The sequence below is a fragment of the Lentisphaerota bacterium genome, assembly GCA_016873675.1.
Lineage (GTDB): Bacteria > Verrucomicrobiota > Kiritimatiellia > RFP12 > JAAYNR01 > VGWG01.
The window spans coordinates 36,631-55,484 of sequence record VGWG01000006.1; the positions used below are offsets into that span (position 1 = coordinate 36,631).

17 protein-coding genes and 1 pseudogene are annotated in these 18,854 nt (G+C 66.1%); 3 read left to right on the top strand and 15 right to left on the bottom strand.

Features of this window, described 5'->3' with window-relative positions:
* The first annotated feature begins 4 nt into the window (after positions 1-4).
* Positions 5-685 carry a hypothetical protein gene (locus FJ222_01795; protein ID MBM4163166.1) on the top strand — a complete coding sequence of 227 codons (681 nt, stop codon included), beginning with the start codon at positions 5-7 and terminating at the stop codon, positions 683-685.
* A 12-nt stretch (positions 686-697) separates the two neighbouring features.
* Positions 698-1,570 carry a fumarate hydratase gene (locus FJ222_01800; protein MBM4163167.1) on the top strand — a complete coding sequence of 291 codons (873 nt, stop codon included), beginning with the start codon at positions 698-700 and terminating at the stop codon, positions 1,568-1,570.
* A 196-nt stretch (positions 1,571-1,766) separates the two neighbouring features.
* Here the strand turns inward: FJ222_01800 and FJ222_01805 are convergent, their stop codons facing one another.
* Positions 1,767-1,967 carry a hypothetical protein gene (locus FJ222_01805; GenBank protein ID MBM4163168.1) on the bottom strand — a complete coding sequence of 67 codons (201 nt, stop codon included), beginning with the start codon at positions 1,965-1,967 and terminating at the stop codon, positions 1,767-1,769.
* 553 nt (positions 1,968-2,520) lie between these two features.
* On the opposite strand from FJ222_01805, the gene FJ222_01810 reads away from it, so the two are divergent.
* Entirely contained in the window at positions 2,521-3,387 is an 867-nt protein-coding gene (locus FJ222_01810; GenBank protein ID MBM4163169.1) for a hypothetical protein, read from the top strand.
* Between the two features lie 188 nt (positions 3,388-3,575).
* On the opposite strand, the gene FJ222_01815 is transcribed toward FJ222_01810, so the two are convergent.
* The 14 genes and pseudogenes from FJ222_01815 to FJ222_01880 form a co-directional block, all read right to left on the bottom strand.
* Complete coding sequence (locus FJ222_01815; protein ID MBM4163170.1) at positions 3,576-4,781, bottom strand: DUF2399 domain-containing protein; 1,206 nt, start codon at positions 4,779-4,781, stop codon at positions 3,576-3,578.
* Between the two features lie 81 nt (positions 4,782-4,862).
* Positions 4,863-8,327: a hypothetical protein gene (locus tag FJ222_01820; protein ID MBM4163171.1), complete on the bottom strand. Its 3,465-nt coding sequence runs from the start codon at positions 8,325-8,327 to the stop codon at positions 4,863-4,865.
* Positions 8,328-8,338: 11 nt separating this feature from the next.
* The gene (locus tag FJ222_01825; GenBank protein ID MBM4163172.1) at positions 8,339-8,989 is read right to left on the bottom strand and encodes a DUF2398 family protein; all 651 of its coding nucleotides are present in this window, start codon (positions 8,987-8,989) and stop codon (positions 8,339-8,341) included.
* A complete protein-coding gene (locus tag FJ222_01830; protein ID MBM4163173.1) occupies positions 8,986-10,506 on the bottom strand; it encodes a hypothetical protein in 1,521 nt (506 codons plus the stop codon). Before FJ222_01830 ends, FJ222_01825 begins: the two co-directional genes overlap by 4 nt.
* A 202-nt stretch (positions 10,507-10,708) precedes the next feature.
* Entirely contained in the window at positions 10,709-11,119 is a 411-nt protein-coding gene (locus FJ222_01835; GenBank protein ID MBM4163174.1) for a type II toxin-antitoxin system VapC family toxin, read from the bottom strand.
* Positions 11,116-11,325, bottom strand: a complete 210-nt coding sequence (locus FJ222_01840) for an AbrB/MazE/SpoVT family DNA-binding domain-containing protein (protein MBM4163175.1) — start codon at positions 11,323-11,325, stop codon at positions 11,116-11,118. Before FJ222_01840 ends, FJ222_01835 begins: the two co-directional genes overlap by 4 nt.
* A gap of 141 nt (positions 11,326-11,466) precedes the next feature.
* Positions 11,467-11,586 (bottom strand): annotated as a pseudogene (locus FJ222_01845) (ribosome small subunit-dependent GTPase A).
* A gap of 7 nt (positions 11,587-11,593) precedes the next feature.
* Positions 11,594-12,241: an RDD family protein gene (locus FJ222_01850; protein MBM4163176.1), complete on the bottom strand. Its 648-nt coding sequence runs from the start codon at positions 12,239-12,241 to the stop codon at positions 11,594-11,596.
* A 10-nt stretch (positions 12,242-12,251) separates the two neighbouring features.
* On the bottom strand, positions 12,252-14,003 hold the full coding sequence (locus tag FJ222_01855) for an acyl-CoA dehydrogenase (GenBank protein ID MBM4163177.1): 1,752 nt from the start codon (positions 14,001-14,003) through the stop codon (positions 12,252-12,254).
* A gap of 20 nt (positions 14,004-14,023) precedes the next feature.
* Complete coding sequence (locus FJ222_01860) at positions 14,024-15,088, bottom strand: electron transfer flavoprotein subunit alpha/FixB family protein (protein ID MBM4163178.1); 1,065 nt, start codon at positions 15,086-15,088, stop codon at positions 14,024-14,026.
* 19 nt (positions 15,089-15,107) lie between these two features.
* Positions 15,108-16,019: an electron transfer flavoprotein subunit beta/FixA family protein gene (locus tag FJ222_01865; protein ID MBM4163179.1), complete on the bottom strand. Its 912-nt coding sequence runs from the start codon at positions 16,017-16,019 to the stop codon at positions 15,108-15,110.
* Between the two features lie 37 nt (positions 16,020-16,056).
* Positions 16,057-16,476, bottom strand: a complete 420-nt coding sequence (locus FJ222_01870; GenBank protein MBM4163180.1) for a beta-hydroxyacyl-ACP dehydratase — start codon at positions 16,474-16,476, stop codon at positions 16,057-16,059.
* An 11-nt stretch (positions 16,477-16,487) separates the two neighbouring features.
* Positions 16,488-17,741, bottom strand: coding sequence for a beta-ketoacyl-ACP synthase II (gene fabF / locus FJ222_01875; protein MBM4163181.1), 1,254 nt, complete (start codon positions 17,739-17,741; stop codon positions 16,488-16,490).
* Between the two features lie 34 nt (positions 17,742-17,775).
* Complete coding sequence (locus tag FJ222_01880; protein ID MBM4163182.1) at positions 17,776-18,789, bottom strand: ketoacyl-ACP synthase III; 1,014 nt, start codon at positions 18,787-18,789, stop codon at positions 17,776-17,778.
* Positions 18,790-18,854: the final 65 nt, after the last annotated feature.

The following is an 18,854-nucleotide window of genomic DNA, read 5'->3' on the forward strand; positions in this document are numbered from 1 at the left end:
CGTCATGAGCTTGAACCTCGTGGAGCGGATCGATGACCGGGTGGCGCTGCGGTACGCGCTCGTCAGCGTTTCGGACAAGACCGGTCTGGACACGTTCATCCCGGCCTTGCTGCGCGCCGCGCCCGGCATCCGGCTCTATTCGACCGGCGGCACCTACACCGCGCTGCGCGCGCTGCTGGGTGCCCAGGCCGATGGCACGCTCACCCAGGTCTCCGATTACACCGGCCAGCCCGAAATGCAGGGCGGGCTGGTGAAGACGCTCGACTTCAAGATCTATCTCGGGCTCCTGAGCGAAACCTACAACCCCGCCCATCAGGCCGACCTGAGCCGGACCGGCGCGGTGGCCTTCGACCTGGTCGTGGTCAATCTCTACCCCTTCCGCCAGGCGGTCGCGCGGCCCGACGCCACCCCCGAATCCGCCCGGACCCACATTGACATCGGCGGGCCCTGCATGGTCCGGGCTTCCGCCAAGAACTACCTGCGTGTCGCCGCAGTGACCGATCCGGCCGACTATCCCGCCCTCGCCGCCGAGCTGGCCGCCCACGGCGGCACCCTCGGACTCGCCACCCGCGCCCGGCTGATGCGCAAGGCGTTCCGCCATACCGCCGACTACGACGCCGCCATCGCCGCGTTCTTCGCCGGCACCGATGACGGCGCCATACGGCGCGCCTATTCCCTGGCGTGAGCGGAGGCGGCGATGACCCCCTGGACCACCATTCTGACCGACCTGATCCGGCGCACCTCGTGCGACCTGCCCGAGGATGTCGAGCGGAGCCTCCGCACCGGCCGCGCCCGCGAGGCGTCCGGCAGCCGCGCCGCCGCCATCCTCGACACGATCCTCGAAAACACCGCGCTCGCCCGCGCCCAGGCGACCCCGATCTGCCAGGACACCGGCACGCTGACGTTCTTCTTCGATCTGCCCGACGACGGTTCCACGCGCCCCCCGGCGCTGGAGGAAGCCGCCCGCGAGGCGGTGCGCGAGGCGACGCGCCAGGGCTGGCTGCGCCGCAACACGATCGAGACGATCGGCGGCGGCTCGATTGACGACAATGTCGCCGCGGGCTCCCCGGTCTGCCATTTTGAGTTCGGGGCGCACCCGTGGTCCGAGGTCTCGCTGATGCAGAAGGGCGGCGGCTGCGAAAACATGAGCTCCCAGTACAGCCTCCCCGACGAGGCGCTGGGGGCGGGACGCACGCTCGACGGGGTGCGGAAATGCGTCCTGCATGCCGTCTGGAACGCACAGGGACAGGGCTGCGCGCCGGGCATCCTGGGCGTGTGCGTGGGGGCCGATCGCGCCGGCGGATTCCTAGAAGCCAAGCGGCAATTGCTCCGCCCCCTGGAGGATTGCGCCCCCGATCCCCGGCTGGCGGATCTGGAGCGGCGGATCCTGGACGAGGCCAACACCCTGGGGATCGGGCCGATGGGCATGGGTGGAAAGACCACGCTGCTGGCGGTCAAGCTGGCGGCGCAGACCCGCCTCCCGGCCTCCTATTTTGTCACGGTCGCCTACATGTGCTGGGCCTGCCGCCGCCGGACCGTGCGGGTGGCGGCCGACGGCCGGGCCTGCTGATCGCCGGGGCGCGTAACCCAGCAAGGGAAGGGCCTTGCGTCCACCCCATGTCATCCCGCCGAACGAATCGCGGCTGGAGGCTAATTGCTGGCGCGGTCTGGGGGGCTGACCGATTCAGCCGAAATGGCGGCTTTTCCGCAAGGTCAATGACGGGGGGTTAAGCGAAGGGTGTCCCCAGCCCGGCCGGCAATCGGTCTCATTTCGCCGGATCAAATCCAAGCAGATGAATGCCGTTGAAATAGAAAATGATCATCGAGGCGACTGCCGAGTAGAGGACGGCGCACCCGACTACGATGATAGTCCTCTTGTACCAGACTGAATCCTTCTGGGGGCAAAAGACCACCTCAAAAGCACGCATGAAGATGTAGGCGCTAATGGCAAACAGTGGATATCCCATTTTGTTCTCTCCTTTCTTAAGTTGGCGAACAAGCGGTACGGCGTGTGTGATGGTGTCCATATGGCGAGCTACTTCCTTCAAGTGTTCTCGACCAGGTAACACGCTGTCCAATGTCTAAAGTTCCTGTCGCAGAACGACACCATTATGACTGCCTCGCAAATTACGTCAAGCAGCGCTTGGATTTGTGCGGTCCTTTAGGGACATAGAAACTGAGGCACGTGACTTGCCGGGGCTGCGTGACTTGCCGGGGCTGATGTCGGCATCAGTCCAGCACACGCGCCTGCCCCAACGCGCCCCTCCCACGCCTCGAGCCTCAGCCATCTACACACTCAACCTTTCCGCGTCCAGCGTGTTGCGCACTGACACAGTTTCTCTACTGGCACAGATTCTCAGTCCCCGCATCCCCCCAGATTCTCTGTCCCCGCATCCCGCACATTCCCTGTTGCATTGGCGCGGCCGAACGCGTTACGATTCAAGCTGTCGAGCGGGGTTTGGGCGATCCAATCCGCCTCTTTCCAAAGGCATTCCATCTCCCGCCAACGGAGGCTGCGCCATGGGACGATTCATTATCGGCATCTACAACTACTGCGACTACTGGTGCGAACGCTGCGCCTTCACCCGCCGCTGCCGCAATTACAATGGCGGCTCCGCCGCCCGACGGCTGAAGGCGGCGGCGCGCGATGAGGATCGCGACGCGGTGAACGCGTCGTTCTGGAACGATCTCGCCGAACGCCTGCGCGACGCGACGATCTTCGGCAGTATGGCGGACGACGCCGGATGCGAGGCGGACGACGCTGACGTCTGGGGCGACAGCGTTTGGGCCGACGAAGGTGGCGGCGCAGAGACCGACAGCCGGATCGACGCGGCAATGGATGCGAGGGATCGGGCGGTCAAAGCCCACCCCCTGACTCATCTGTCCCGTGACTACATGATGCGCGCGGGCCAATGGCTGAAGGACGCCGACGCCGACCTGAAGGGGCTGGCGGCGGAATGGCTGGCGCAGGCGGGCTCGCGCTACGACGACACCGATTACGAGGAGGCGGCCCACGAGGTCGGCGACCTGGTCGAGGTGGTCAACTGGTACCATACGCTCATTCCGCCCAAGCTGGCGCGCGCCCTCGGTAACCTGGCGGAGCCGGTTCTCGGCGACGGCGAATACGCGCGCATCATCCGCGAATCGCGCCTCTCCGACGCCAACGGCTCGGGGAAGGTCGCGCTGATCGCGGTCGAGCGTTCCATCGCCGCCTGGCTGCGGCTGCGCGAGCTCTTGCCGCGGCAGGAGGACGCGATTCTCGCCCTGCTGGTCCTGCTGGGACGCCTGCAGCGCGGCATCCGGACCGCCATCCCCGGCGCAGAAGCCTTCAAACGCCCCGGCTTCGACCCCGGTTCGACGTGCTTCGCGGATGACGAATCCAATTGACGACCGGGAGGATGGGACAACACATGCCGCGGCCGCAGTGTCAGCCAACGATCCGCCGCACCTCTCTCTTTCCCTCCACCCGGTCCAGCCCCGCCTTCTGGGATCGCTGGTAGAAACAGTTCCCGAGTCCTGAATATTTGAAAGCAGTAGGCCGCTCGCCATTCAGGCCCGTCCCTCGTGGCTCGCGCTCACACGTCGAAAAACATCTCCATGGTCTGCTCCTGCTCCAACCAGCCATGGGCGAGGGTGTGGCGCAGGCGGTCCGCATACGGAAAATCGGGATGGTTGTCGAGGAAGCGCTCGGCGCGTCGGCGCTGGGCGTCGTCAAGCGGCAGCCGCGCGCGCGCCAGCGTTTCCGCGTCCGGCGGCATGTAGAGGCGGGTCGGCAGTACGCGGGCGATCTGTTCGGCGATGCGCAGGCCGTCGAGGTCGCTATCGCCCCAGTGCACCGCCGTCACACCCTCTTGCGCGAACCGGCGTAACAGCGTCCGCACGGCCGCGTTCGGGTACCCCTCGGTGTAGAGGCCGGGGCGCAGCCGCTCGACCAGCCGCAAATACGGCGCCGCGTTTTCGCTGGTGGTGAGGCATGGGCAGGGCGCCTCCAAACGCACGGCGGTCAGACCCCGCACCGCCTCGCACGAAAGCAGCGCCGCCTCGCCCCTGCTCCACAGGCAATGCGGCCAGTCGAGCCACTCGCCCGCCCGCGTGCGGTAGGAGAAGGGCGCGAAAACCACAACATGCGCCGTGTAGGGGTTCTCAATGACGCCGGCGGCGGCGAGGAGCGTCTCCGGCGGATCGTCCGGATTGCCCGCCTGCACCCGGATCAGGTGCTCCAACTGCTGACGTCGCGCGCCAGCGCGCAGGGCCTTGCTGTCGTTGAAACAGGTCGCGCCCAGCTCGGAGAGGGTGATGCCGGTCGGTGCGGCGCGCAAGGCGGCGAGCGCGTCAAAGAGCCGGACCAGATCGTCCGATGCCGTGGGGCAGCTTCTGAAGAAACGGAGGATTGACTCGGAATCCCGCAGCGTGTCAATGCAAGCGCATGCATCCGGGTGTAGCAGCTTGAGCCGTTGCAGTGTGCGCACCACAAGCGCGTCACTGGTGTTTGACGGCTTTGCCGCCTGGGCCGCCACGCCCAGCAGCTCAACCAGCGGCTGCCAGCGGACGGGGTTACGCAGGCCGTCCTCAAGCCGCGCTTTCAGGCGGCCCGCCTCCTCGCGGCAGCCGGGAAAGATCTCCTCCAGCGCGCGGCGCACCGCCTTCTCCTGCGGCACCTCGCCGAGGGTGAGCGTGGCGGGCAGCGCCTCACCGGCGGCCGCCCGCCTCACCGCGCGCAGCAGCCATGGCCTCAAACCGGGGCAGCGTTCCAGCCGATCTTGCCAAAACTCCTTGGTCATCCAACACCCGTGGGTTCGTCCTCATCGTTCACTCTGCATCCAAACCGATCACGGATCGCCGATTACTGGCCATCTCCGCTCTCACAACTCCTCGCCGAAGGCGACCGGTCGTGGCTCGTTCTGCGCCGGGTTGAGCAGGTCGAGCTGCCGCGGTCCGGCGCTCCAGTGATAGGGGTAGAGGTGGACATTGTACTGGCTGTCCTTGACCACCAAAATCGAGGTGGAGAAGGGAATCTCCCGCTTGACGCCGTCCTGGTCGGGCGAAGCGACGAAGAGCTGGAGGTCGAGGTCGCTGGCGAAGCCGAGCAACTGGTCGCGCCGACCGGCGTCGATGCCGTAGAATGCCTCGTCAAAAATCAGCACGGGGAGGCGGATCTTCTCCTTGTCGAAGAGGAAGTGCGCGATGGTGAGGATCAGCAGGTAGTTGGGGACGGCCTGTTCGCCGCCCGAGCCGATGCTCTTGACCTTGCGGTCCATGACGATGCCGTCCAAATCGGTGGTCAGCACCTTCAGCTCGTAGCGGAACCAGTTGCGGTAATCGAGGATCGGCGGCACTTCGCCGACCTCGGCGCTCATGATCTCCGCGGCGTGATCTTCGATGAAGGCGCGCAGCTCGGGCTCGGTCTTCTCGGGGTCGAGCGCGCGGTAGCCGCTGACGAGATCGTAGAGGCGCTTGCACGACTCCTGCGGCGTGATCGAGAAGGCGTAGCGGTTGTTGCCGAACGACCGCTGCTTCAGCAGGTGTCCGATGCGGCGCGCCATCTCAGTGAGACGGCGCACGCTGGTCTGCAGTTCGCTCACCAGTTTGTCCATGACCAATTGGCGGAAGAGCTTGAGCGTCTGCTCGTTGATCAGCTCCTCCTGTTCGCGCAGCTCGTGGAGCGTGCCTTGCCGCACCTCCTCCAGTGTGCGGCCGCGGCGATCGGTGAGCGCGTTCCCCGGTTGGTCATAGACGAAGCCGAAGGCGATCCCTTCGGGCAGCACCACCTTGCCGCGGATTTGCTCGGCCGTCACGGCGGCGGTCTCGCTGGCCGCGGCGGCGCGCGCGGTGAGCGCGCTGCGGCTGTCGGCGTCGGCGCCGCAGCGCGCGCGCGCGAACGCGTCGAGCGGCCCGTCGGGCACCACCAGCGCGAGCAACCGCTCCTGGACGGCGTCGCGCTCGGCGCGCGTGGCGGCGAGGTCTCTCAGCTTCTCTTCGCAGAAGGTTTTCAACCCCTTCACCCGCTGGTCGACGCGTCCGCATTCGAGTATGTTTTCGCGATGATCCGCTTTGAGCCGCTGCCACTTGCGCTCCACCTCGCGGAGCCGTTCCTCGATGCCTTCGAGGCCCTCCTTCTTCAAGGCGACAAGGAGGTCGGCATGGAGGTCCTGCCGGGTCTGGAGTTCCTCCTCGCACGCCTGGCAGGTCTCGCGCGAGTTGATCGTGTCGCTCTGGGCCAGGGTCAGCCGGGTGACCCCCTGCAGCACCGCGTCGCGCTGACGCGGCACGTCTTCGCCGATCTCGTTGAGCAGCGTCCGGAAGAGGGCCAGTTGGTCGCGGCGGCCGCTCAGATCGGCGTGCTGGGCCGCCGTCTCCTTGCGATCCTTTTCGCACGCGACGCGTTTCTTCTCCAGCTCCCGCACCTCGCGCTCAAGCTCGCGGCGGCGGACCTCCTCGCCGATCAGCCGCGGCGGCGTCTCGGCGAGCGCCTGTTCACGCAGACGGAAATGGAGGATGTCGCGGTCGAGGAACTTCTCGGTGTGCGGACCGTGCCTGGCGGCGAGCTGGTGCTGGAGCACGGTCAAGGCGGCGGGGTCAGAGGCGCGCAGGTCGAAGAAGCGCTTGAGCCACTCCGCGAATGCGGCGGGCAACGGCTCGGTGTCGTCGCCGACCACTGCCAGGCTCTGTTCGGGGAAGTCGCGGAAGAGGAGTCCTCGCAAGTCGGCGGCGCTGGCGGCATCGGTCACCCAGGTCGCCAGCACGGCGTCGCCGATAAGCTGTTCGAGGGCGGCGAGCTCGCGGGTCGATGTCCCGGCTGCGGGCACGAGCCCGGCGTAGAGCGGCTGGGCGCGCAGCAGCCCTTGCCGGATCGCCTGCCAGGCTTGTGCGAAGCCTTTGACGGCGGGGACGGCCTCGCCGCGGCTCCGCTTTTCGGCTATTTCGGCCACGAGTTCGGCGAGGCGCTTATCGAGCCGTTCGAGGGCCGCTTCCGCGGCCTGGAGCTGGCGGTCGAGTCCTTGCGCGGCGGCATCCGCGGCGGTGCGGGTGTCGGCCAGGGGCAGCATGGCGAGGTCGGCTTCGGGATCTTCATTTTTGGGCGCGTCCGCGAGCACGCCCGCGAGCTGCGCGGTGGGGAACGGCATGGCGCGGCCCAGTTTGTGCAGCGTGCGGCTGAACGCCTGCACCTGCTTGCGCAGGGCTTCGCGGAGACGGGTCACGGCCTCGGTCGCCTCGCTCTGCCGGGTTTGGCAGACGACCAGTCTCTTCAGGGCCTGGTTGTTGCGGAGCTTGGCCTCGTCCACCCTCAGGCGCGCCTCGCGCTCCTTGGAGACCAGCCCCTGCGCGTCCTGGCGCTGCAGCTCCTGGAGGCGCAGGCCGGTCGTCTCGACGAGAGTGTCGAGGCGCTGCTGCTGTTCGCGCAGGTCGGCGAGGCGGCGCTCCTCGGCGAGGCGCTGCTCGTCGCAGCGGTCGTAGGCATCCTGAAACTCGCGGCCGGCGAGGTGGCGCTCCTGCCAGAGGCTGGCGGCATGGTCGATGCGGGCGTTGGCGACCTGCTCGCGAAGGACCGCGAGATCCTCGGCGAAGCGGTGCTTGGCGCGCAGCTTGTCGAGATCCTGCTTGCTCTCCTCCAGCGATTTCAGATTGGCGATGACCTCCTCAAAAACCTCGTGCGGCGGCTCCTGCAGCAGTTGGCGGAAGAGCTGGTGGTAGTCGCTGGTGTGCGAGGCGATCTCGCGGTAGGCCTTGCCCGTGGCCAGGAAGCGGCAGATGTCCTCGAACGTCTCAGCATCGGAGAAGAATCGGCTGGCCATCTCGTCGGCATAGGCGCCGATCTGGCCGTAATAGCCGGTGCCGCCCAGGGCGGCCTTGAGCTCGGCCTTGGTGGAGGGGCGGCGGCGTTCCCCATCGTTCTGAACCAGGGGCAGCGTGTCGAGTGGACACTCCTTGATCGCGCCCCAGCGTTCGACGTCCTCGTCCATGCTGCGCGTGCTGACGCCGATGGCGGCGGTGACGGGCCGGCCGTTGCGCCCGGCGATCTCGACCGCGGCGTAGGTGGTGCCGCCGTTGGGGTTGAGCGGGCCGTTGGCCTCGATATTGTAGCGCATCACCACGCCCTGCATACGGCGGCCGCCTGCGTGCCTGGCACCCGCCACGCGCGCGGCGGAGTTGAACTCCATCGAGCGGCCGGCGGTGAGCACGTAGTGGACCGCGTCCAACACGGTGGTCTTGCCCGAGCCGTTGTCGCCGAGCATGAAGAGGTGGCCGCCCGAGGGGATGTCGATGGTCTCGTCCACGAAGTTGTGGAAGTTGACGAGACGGAGCTTGGTGATGCGGTAGAAGTCCATGGCAAAGCGGCTCAGGGTGCGGGTGGCTGGGGTGCGGGCGTTTCGTCGAGCGGGCGCGAGATCCGCTGGACGCTGTAGTGCCAGAGCGCGGGCAGGCACTCGTAGATGGTATCGTCGGGCGCGACCTTCTCATCGTCCGGCGGATCGAGCTTCAGCAGGAAGCGGTACTTCTCGAGCTGCGGCATGACCGGGCGGAGGATCTTGCGAACGTCCTCCTCGGCGTAGCCGTCGGGTTGCTCCGGGAAGAGTTCGAGGAAGCGATCGCGCGTGAAGAGGAGCAGGTCGCCAAAGCGGAAGCGGATGTTGTCGGGTTCCTCGATGCTGGCCGACTCCTCCTCCAGCTTGTGTTCGAAGAATTCGAGCAGAAGCATGAAGGCCAGGCACTCGTCGCGCCTGGTGAAATTGAACAAGTCGCGGTTGCCGGGGGTGATCCGATCATTGTACCAGGTCTCCTTGTAGAGCCGGGCGCATTTGGGATCGGCCACGAGTTGCCAGCCGAAGGACTCCTCGAAGAAGGAGGCGAACTCGCGCTGGTGGCGGCGCAGGAAGTGGTAGTGCTCCTCGTGGTCGCTCTTGTAGAAATAGGGGGCTTCAAGCAGGATGTTCAACACAGCCTGCACGCGGGGTTTCTGCTTTTGGAGAAGGTCGTCAAGGGCGCTCATGGGTGTGGCGGGGGTTGGGGCGCGGCGGGACGCAGCCGCAGCCGTTGGTCGAGGAAGGCGAGAGTGTGGCGATCGGCTTCGACGCGCACGGGGGCGGCGGTGGATTCCAAGGCGAATCCGAGCTTGGCGAGGCGCGCGCCGTTGCCGAGCAGACCGTTGCGGGCGAGTTCCAGCAGGCGGGGAAAATCCTCGAACGCGACGAAGGCGCCCTGTGAGACGAGTCGGGTTGCGTCCGCCGCGGGGAGCAGGCCGCGCTGGGCCAGCCACGTCTTGAGAGCCTCCAAGCGGGCCTCTTCGAGCGACTGGACGGGCGCTTCTGCGGCACGGGGCTTGGCGTCGAGCCACTGCACCGTCTCGGCACGCACGCGGTGGCGCTCCCAGTGCGGCTGGGGCGGCAGGGCCTTTTCGTTTTCATCCCAGAAGTGCATGTCGCCGACCAGACGGGCTGGCGCGAGCAGGCGGCGCAGGAAGGCCGCGGGAACGACCGTAGCGGGAAGCGCGGCCATTTCCGAGACGCGCGCGCGCAGGTCTTCGAGACGGTGGCTGCGGCGCTCGAGTTCGCGCAGGTGGGTGAAGAGCTTGCGCCAGACGTGGAGCGCGGCGGTGTTGACGCGGCCGCAGAGCCGCTCCAGCGTGCCATCGGCGGCGTAGAAGACGGACAGGCCGGCCAGCGCGTGCTCAGGGTGGGGCAGCCGCGTGCGCATGAGGTGCGCGCTGGCGCGGCTCTCCTCCTGCATGAGAGCGAGGCACGCCTGCCAGCGGGCCGTGAGGCGGCCCTGGCGCAGCTTGCTGATTTCGGGAGTAATCTCGGTGCGAAGGGTGTGGATGCGGTTGAGAAACCTCTTGAGGAAGCGATCCAGTTCAGTGAGGATCAGACGCGCCGTTGGCGCGTCGTAGCGGCTGGTGGCGAAACCGAGGAGGCGGACGTTGAAATCGCCGAGGGTACGGCTGACGTCGTCGGTGAGAGCGCCCATGCGCGCGAGCCTGTAGAAGACGCCGCGCGCGGTTTCATAGTCGAGCGACTCAACACCGGTCTTGTTAAAAAGCCGGACCGTCTCGCGCAGTGTGCCGATGAGTTCCGAGAGGAGGTCGCGGGTGTCGGTGTCGGCCGGTTCGAGGTCGTCATGGCGGCGCGCCTCCAGCCAGAGGAGGAAAGCGGCGGCCTCATCGGCGAGGCGGTAGCGGAACTTGCGGCGGCGGTTATCCTTGTAGCCGCGCAAACGTTCTTTCTCGAGACGGTCGGTGATCAGGTTCCAGATCAGCAGTTGGCGCAAGTCCTGGTTGAAGAGTTCCGCCGTGTAGGCTTCGCCGCCCAGGGCGGAACGGACTGCGGCGTGGAGATCCTCGTGCAGCGGCTCCAGTTCGTGTTCGCGACGGAAGGCGAGCATCGCGGCAAGGAGGGTCACATAGGGGACGGCGCGTTCTGACAGGAGCAGGTGTCCCACGTTCCGGTTGCGACGCTCCAGGAGCTGGGCGGCGGGGTCTTGTGGCGATTCGGTTGGCGCGTCAATGGGCATGTGGCAGACGATAGCAAACCGCCGCGCGGAAAGACAGCGCGAATTCGTTAGACGGGCTCAGGGACAGGAAATCCTTGTCTACTCCCACGCATCGAGTCCCAGCCATCCGCACACGCAACCTTCTCGCGTCCAGCGTGTTGCGCACCGACTCAGTTTCTCTGTCCCCGCATTCTCCTGTCCCCGCATTCTCCCGCGTGCGGCATCAGCGGCGCGGCTTGCCGCGACCGCTGGGTGCCCGGGGGCTGGGCCTCGTGTATTCGACGCCCGGCAGCCCGGCAAAGTGTCCGTCCTGCGTCCAGAGCGTGGCCCGTTCCGACCAGGCGGTCGACAGGATCAGACTGTCCGCCATGGGCAGACGGTGCTTGAGGCTGATGAGCGCCGCACGCAGCGCAATCGCTTCGGTGACTTCAATCACTCGGCCTTGTTTCATCTGTCCAATGGCCTGCAGGGCCTTCGCCTCGTCGGCGACCGCATTCACTTTCTTGAAGACCTCGTACAGGCAAATCACGGGAACAAGCAGTTCGTCCACGTTCTCGACCAGAGGCGCAAACACACCTGCATGGCTTCCATCGAACAGGAACTCGATCCAGCCTGACGTGTCGACAACGTTCATGCCCGGTCCTCCTCATCACGCTCAAACCGGGCATCATACCCCTTGAGAAAGCCCCGCATGCTGCGCATGGGGCGGAGCGGGATCAGTTCAATGCGATCGTCGAAACAGATGACCTGCAGGCGTTCGCCCGCGCGGATGCGGGCCCGCTCCCTGACGGCAACCGGAATGACGACCTGATATTTCGGGGATACGGTTACCGTGTCCATGCTATCGATCTCCTTTTGGTGCTACGTATACCAGATCGATTGGCGTCAGGTCAATACCTCTCTTCTGTCCCCGAACGATTCCATGTGTTTTCTTCGTGTTCTTTGCGTTCTCTCGCGGCAACCCCGGCCTCTGGAGTCCGCCTAGTGCTTCCTCATGCTCTTCTTGGCGGTTTTGATGAAGCGACCGAATGACCTGTCCTTTTTGCGCTTCTCGACGAGCGACAGATCGTAAAACTCGGTCTCTTTTCTGAGCTTGAGATAGCTCGAATCAGGCGTTGACGACGAGGCAACCCGCCATCATGTCGTGCAGCCCCTGCTTGCGCTCGGTGATGCCGACCATGATGAAGCCGACAAACAGGGTCAGGACCGAAAGGATCTTGCCAAAGTGCCGGCCTGTGGCTTTGGCAAACGAAATGGGATTGCCGTCCACATCGGTGACCTTGATCCCCAGCGCCATTTTACCGAGCGTGGCCTGTCGCGGCGAGCTTTCGAGCAAGGCCGAATAGAGCCACCCCATGACGACGCCAATCAGATTGCCGATGGCCTCCGCACCCTCGACAGATCCGGTCGCGGCCCCATACACCATCCCGAAGATGAACCCCACGACGAATCCGGCGACCATCAGGACGAAACCGTCAATGAGGCACGCCGCAAACCGTTTCCAGAATCCGGCGTACCCCGCGAACGCCGCGGCCACAGGCATCGCGATCGGAGGCGCGGGCGGCAGGTGTGAACCCGGCGGCAGAAGCCCCTCGACTGATGAGGCGCACATCCAATCCTTCATCGTTTCGGCCCAGACCAGAGTCTCCGGACGCAGCCGCTGGGACTGGAACAGTTGCTGGAGCGCACTTTCCGGAACGGGTCCCTCCTGACGGCCGTCAACCGCGTAGTACCACAGACGCTCACTCATCGGCATTGCTCCTTTCTTAGTCGGCGACCGGCAACGGGCCGGCCAGCATCTCAAAGTCGGTGAGCGCGGAGGTTTCGCCCGAGCACACCTGTTCCTTAAGCATGCGTAACCGCGGCATCCGTTCCGCCAGCCAGCGCTTCGCGACCAGCAGCTTCTTGGGGCTGGCCGTGGCCTGGTCGCAGAAGAGCGCGGCCACGATCAGATCGACCGCCATGTCGACCAGCTTGCGGCCGTGGAGGTCGCGGTAGGCGTTGCTGGCCGTCTGCGCCTTGACGAACGCCACCGACTCGGCCAGCAGCGCCTGCCCCTCGCGGATATGGACCACCTGCGTCTCCAGCTCGTGCGGCCAGACGCGGTCGCCCAGGATATCCTGGATGACCTCGCCCACGGTGTCGCCGATGACGCCCGCCAGAGAGGCGACCACCTGGAGCTGGCTGGTGCCTTCGTAGATCGTGGTGATGCGGCTGTCGCGCAGGTGGCGCTCGACCGCGTAGTCCTTCATGTAGCCGCTGCCGCCGAGCACGGCCATCGAGCTGTTGGAGACGCGCATGGACATCTCGGACGAGAAGTACTTCGCCATCGGGGTCAGCATCTTGCTGAACGCCTTGTACTTGCGCTCCTCGGCGCGCAGACGCTTGAGCTCGTCGGGCGCGGCCTGCTGGGCCTCGGCGACGCAGACGCCCAGTCCCTCTTCCAGGTCCACGGAATAGGCCGCGTAGTAGCTCAGCGCGCGCGCCGCCTGCACATCGAGGCTCATGTCGAGGAGCAGGTCGCGCACCGCCGGGAAGTTCTCGATGGCGGTGTTGAACTGCTTGCGGCTGTGGGCGTAGGCGCGGGCGACGCGGTAGGCCGCCTCGCCAATGCCCAGGCTCTGCGCGGCGATGCCGATGCGCGCGCCGTTCATCAGGCTCATGACGTACGTGATCAGGCCGCGCCGGCGCTCGCCGATCAGCTTGGCCGGGGCGTCGTCAAAGCAGATCTCGCAGGTCGGGCTGCCGTTGATGCCGAGCTTGTGCTCCAGGCGGCGCACGCGCACCCGCGGGCCGCGCTCGACCAGCAGGCAGGAGAGGCCGCGTCCGTCGGCGATCTCCGGCTCGGTGCGGGCCAGCACCAGCAGCACCTGGCCGCAGCCGTTGGTGATGAAGCGTTTCACGCCGCGGACCAGCCACTGCCCGGAGGCGTCCTGGTAGGCCTTGGTCTTCACCGCCTGCAGGTCGCTGCCGGCATCCGGCTCGGTCAGCACCATCGCGCCCGTCCATTCGCCGCTCGTCATGCGGGGGAGGTAGTCCCGCTTGATCTCCTCGCTCGCGAAGGCGTTGATGGTCTCGGCGATGCCCTGGAGCCCGTAAATGTTCATCAGCGCGGCGTCGGCCCGGCTGACGATGTCATTCGACATCGTGTAGAGCAGGTTCGGGCCGTTCAGCCCGCCGAAGCGGTAGGGCAGGATGAAACCCATCGCATCGGCCTGCCCGAGGAGCTTGACCGCCTCGGCGATTCCCGGCGCGTAGGTGACGCTGCCGTCGGCGTTCAGGATGTTGCCGGCCGTGTCGGTGTCGGCGGCGGTCGGCGCCACGCGCTCGCCGGCGATCTCGCCGATGACCTCCAGAATGCGGCGGTAGTTATCGAGCGCCTCCGGCGCGTCGGCCGGCGCAAAGTCGAACTCCTTCGCAAAGCGGAAGTTCTGCTCCCGGAGAGCGGCCACGCGCGCCAGGTTCATGTGCTGGAAGAGGAACTGGATGTCCTCGTTGTCGGTGAAGAAATTCGCCATGGTGGATAATCCTCGCTGTCTTATGCTTTGCTTGCGCCGGTAACCGCGTCGGACAGGCTCGCGCCCGAGCGGATGCTCTTGATCATCCGCGGTATGACCTCGTTCAGGTCGCCCACGATGCCGTAGTGCGCGACGCCGAAGATCGGCGCATCCTTGTCGATGTTGATGGCCAGGATCTTGGCCGACTCCTGCATGCCGGCGCGGTGCTGCACCGCGCCCGACACGCCGCAGCAGATGTACAGCGCCGGACGGACCGTCGTGCCGGTCTGGCCGACCTGGTGGTCGTGATCCACGTATCCCAGGTCCACCGCCGCGCGGCTGCCGCCCACGGCCCCGCCGAGGATGTTCGCCAGGTCCCAGATCAGGCGGAACGCGTCGCGGCTCCCGACGCCCGCCCCGCCCGCGACGATGATCCGCGCGCCCTTGAGGTTGACCTTCTTGGCGCGGCGCTGCGACTCGACCACCTCCGTCGGCAGGTCGAGGCCGGCGAGGTTCACCGGGAACTTGATCGTCTTGCCCGTGCGGCCGGCCTCGGCCACCGTCATGCGCATCACCCCTTCGCGCACCGTCGCCATCTGCGGCCAGCGGTGCGGGTTGACGATCGTCGCGATGATGTTGCCGCCGAACGCCGGGCGGATCTGCAGCAGCAGCTTGGCGATGTGCTCCTTGGTCTGCGGGTCGGTATGGTCGCCGATCTGCAGGTCCGTGCAGTCCGCCGTCAGCCCGCACTTCATGGCCGAGGCCACGGTGGGGGCCAGGTCGCGGCCGATCGCCGTCGCGCCGAACAGACAGATCTGCGGCTTGTAGGCGGTGATCAGGTCGCAGACGACCCGCGTGTAGCTCGCGGTCTGGTAGTGCGTCAGCACGCCATCCTCGGCCAGGTAGATCAGGTCGGCCCCATGCTGCGCGAGCGTGGCGCACAACGGACGGACCTTGCTGCCGACGAGCACGGCCGCCAGCGGCACGCCGAGCTGGTCGGCCAGCTCGCGCCCCTTGCTCAGCAGCTCCAGCGGCACCTCCGAGAGATGGCCGGCCTCCTGCTCCGCAAACACCCAGACTTCGCCTTTTCGATTCACTTCGATCATGTGGGATTCCTCGCTGTCTTCACCCGATGGTGTGGTCCTGGATCAACTCGCCGATCAGGCTCGCGATGCCGGCCTCGGTGGGCGGAAACTCCTTGTAATCGCCGCCCGCCAGCACGATGGACTGGATGCGGTGTACCTTGGTCGGACTGCCCGCGCCGCCGCACCACCCCAGGTCGGCCTCGATGTCGTCGAGGTTCCACTGGGTGATCAACAGCTTGCGGGCCTGCATCTCGGCGCACCGGTGCGCGGTCTCGGCGGCCTTCGCCTCGGCCGTGGCCGACGCGCCCAGCGCGCCGTCCACCGCCTTGGCGATCTCGACCGGCGCGCGGGCCTTCTTGGCCTTCATGACCTTGAGCAACGCGGGCGGGCGCGGATGATTGGCCGTCTCCATGACGGTGAAGAGGGCGGGCAGGCGCGAACGGACCCGCTCGTAGCCGTTGCCGATGTTGCGCTTGACGCGCGCCGTCCGGCCGTCGAGTTCCAGCTCTTCGAGGTAGGTCACGAGCGTGTAGCCGAGCTTCTCGGCGAGCTGCGGACCGACCTGCGCCGTGTCGCCGTCAATGGCCTGGCGGCCGCAGAAGACCAGGTCGGGCGTCAGCTTGCGGATGGCGCACGACAGAATGTAGCTCGTGGCCAGCGTATCCGAAGCGGCCGCCCGCCGGTCCGTGATCAGGATCGCCCGGTCGGCGCCGCGGAAGAGCGAATCCCGCAGCACGTCACACGCCGCGGGCAGGCCCATGGCGATCACCGTCACCGTGCCGCCATGCTGGTCGCGCACGCGCAGGGCCGCTTCGAGGGCGTTCAGATCCTCGGGATTGAAGATGGCCGGCAGGGCCGCGCGATTGACGGTGCCGTCCTCCTTCATCGCCTGGCCGGTAATCCGCTTGGTGTCCGGCACTTGCTTCACACATACGACGCAGGAATATCCCATGGTGGTCGTTCTCCAGGTTCAGGGTTCCGGGTTCGGCTCACGCCTTACCCATCATGCACACCCACTCCGCCTCGGCGGCGATCTCAGCGCCGACATAGGCCTTGCCGCGTTGACGCAGCAGGCGCGGGGAGGTCTTGACGTATTCGATCTCGAAGCGGACCGTCTCGCCGGGGCGGACCGGACGGCGGAACTTCGCCTCCGTCACGCTGGCGAGCAGGATGTTCTTCGAGTTGGCCAGGTCGCTCTCCACCACGCCGGCGCCGCCGCACTGGGCCATGGCCTCGACGAGGATCACGCCGGGCACGACGGGAAAGTGGGGAAAGTGTCCCTTGAAGAAGGGCGTGTCGGGCTTAAACGTGTACTCGCCCACGCACCCATCCAGTCGGGCGTCGGTCAGCCGATCCAGAAACCGAAAGGGGTCCCGATGCGGCAGAAGTTCATCCAGGGTCTTTGTCATCACCGGGTTCCTTACGCATTGTCAAATCGTTTGATCACCACCGCCCCGTTGTGGCCGCCGAAGCCGAGCGAGGTCGAGACAGCGGCGCGCACCGGCATGGTGACGCCGACATTCGGCACATAGTCCAGATCGCAGGCGGGATCCGGGGTCTCGTAATTGATCGTCGGCGGGCAGAACCCATCACGGCAGGCGAGGACGCAGACGATCGCTTCGACCGCGCCGGCGGCGGCGATCATATGGCCGGTCATGCTCTTGGTGGACGAGACCTTGAGGCGGCGCGCCTCATCGCCAAACGCGAGCTTGATCGCCTGCGTCTCCATCGGGTCGTTGATCGGCGTGGACGTGCCGTGGGCGTTGAAGTAATCAATATCAGTCGGCTTGAGACCCGCGTCCTGAAGCGCCACACGGATGGCGCGGGCCGCGCCGTCGCCGCTCGGTTCGGGTGCCGTCAGATGAAACGCATCGCCGGTGGCGCCGTAGCCCGCCAACTCGGCGTGAATCCGTGCGCCGCGCTTCTGCGCGTGCTCCAGCGTCTCGATGATGAGGATGCCCGCGCCTTCGCCCATGACGAAGCCGTCACGGTTCAGGTCGAACGGGCGGCACGCCTTCTTGGGCGTGTCGTTGCATTTGGTGCTCAGCGCGCCGAGCGCGCAGAATCCCCCGATCGCCACCGGGGTGATCGCCGCCTCGGTGCCGCCGGTGATGACGACGTCGGCGCGACCCGAGCGGATCGCGTCGAGCGCGACGCCGATCGCGTCGGTTCCCGACGCGCAAGCGGTCACGATCGTCAGCACAGGTCCCTTCGCGTTGAGCGTCATCGAGATGTTGCCGGCCGCTTCGTTGATGATCAGCTTCGGAATAGCCATCGGCGAGATACGCTGGGCGCCCTTCTCAAATAACGTTTTGTGCGCCTCGTGGTCGACCTCGCGGCCGCCAATGCCGTTGCCCAGGATCACCGCCGTCCGGTCGGGCATGGCTGCGGGCCCCTCGAAGCCGGCGTCGCGCCACGCCTCCTTGGCGGCCGCCACAGCGTATTGCGTGAACAGCGCCATCCGTTTCACTTCCTTGACTTCAAAATAGGCCTTGGGATCAAACCCCTTGACTTCGGCCGACACCCGCGAGTCCAAGCCTGCAGTGTCACATTTGGTCAGCGGCCCGATCCCCGAAACGCCGTGCTGAATATTGTTCCAGAAGGTGGGCACATCGTTGCCAATCGGCGAAATCACACCCATACCCGTCACTACCACGCGCTGTCTGTTTTCCATTGTTCTGCACCTTTCGTTAAAACACGTAATTCACTTAAACGACCGCCAGCGGCGCGCTGCAGCCCCAGCGGACCAGAATGCCGCCATAGGTGAGACCCGCGCCAAAGCCGACAAAGATCAGAATGTCGCCCACCTGCAACCGGCTGTCGCTCACCAAGGCGTCCAACGCCAGCGGGATGCTGGCCGCCGATGTGTTGGCCACCTCCGCAATGTTGAGGAAGAACTTGTCGGTGCCGGTCTTCAGGCGCCGCGCCGCCGCGTCGATGATGCGGAAGTTGGCCTGATGGGGGACAATCAGCTTCACCTGATTGAGCGTCAGCCCCGACTTCTCCAGCAGTTCCGAGACGATCTCGTCGATCGCCTTGACCGCGAAGTTGAAGACGGGTTTGCCGTCCATGAACAGAAACGGACGGATCGATGGCACGTCGATCTGCTCCGACAGATGGTGTCGGTTGCCTCCTTCGCGCCGGAGGGCAAAGGCGCCGTCGCTGTCCACCCGCAGGATGGACTCGCCCAGCCCCGCATCGCCCGTCCCCCGCTTCAGCACAACCGCGCCCGCGCCATCCCCGAACAACACGCAGACGTTGCGGTCGGTCCAGTCGACGATCCGCGTCATGAGATCCGCGCCAATGACCAACGTTGGCCGCGGATCGCGAGCCATGAGCCCCCGCGCAACGTCCATCGCGTACACAAATCCGGTGCAGGCGGCCGACACGTCAAACGCGGCCGCACGCCCCGCCTTCAATTCGCGATGCACCAGACAGGCCGTTGACGGCAGGGTGTAGTCGGGCGTGGACGTGGCCAGCACGATGCAGCCCAGCTCGTCCGGAGCAACCCCGGCCCGCTTCAGGGCGATCCGCGACGCCTGCACGGCGGCGGACGACGTGGTCTCCCCGGCCTGAGCCACATGCCGTGCATGAATGCCGGTATGCGAGACGATCCACTCGTCGGTGGTGTCGAGCGTCTTCGCCAGCATGTCGTTGGTCACGCGATGCGACGGCACCCAAGAGCCTGTCGCGGCGATCTGAATCCTATCCTGCTCTGCCATGTCGCTGATTCTCCCGATAAAAGCATCCAGTATGACATTTATTTGATTTTTGTCAAGATGGAGTT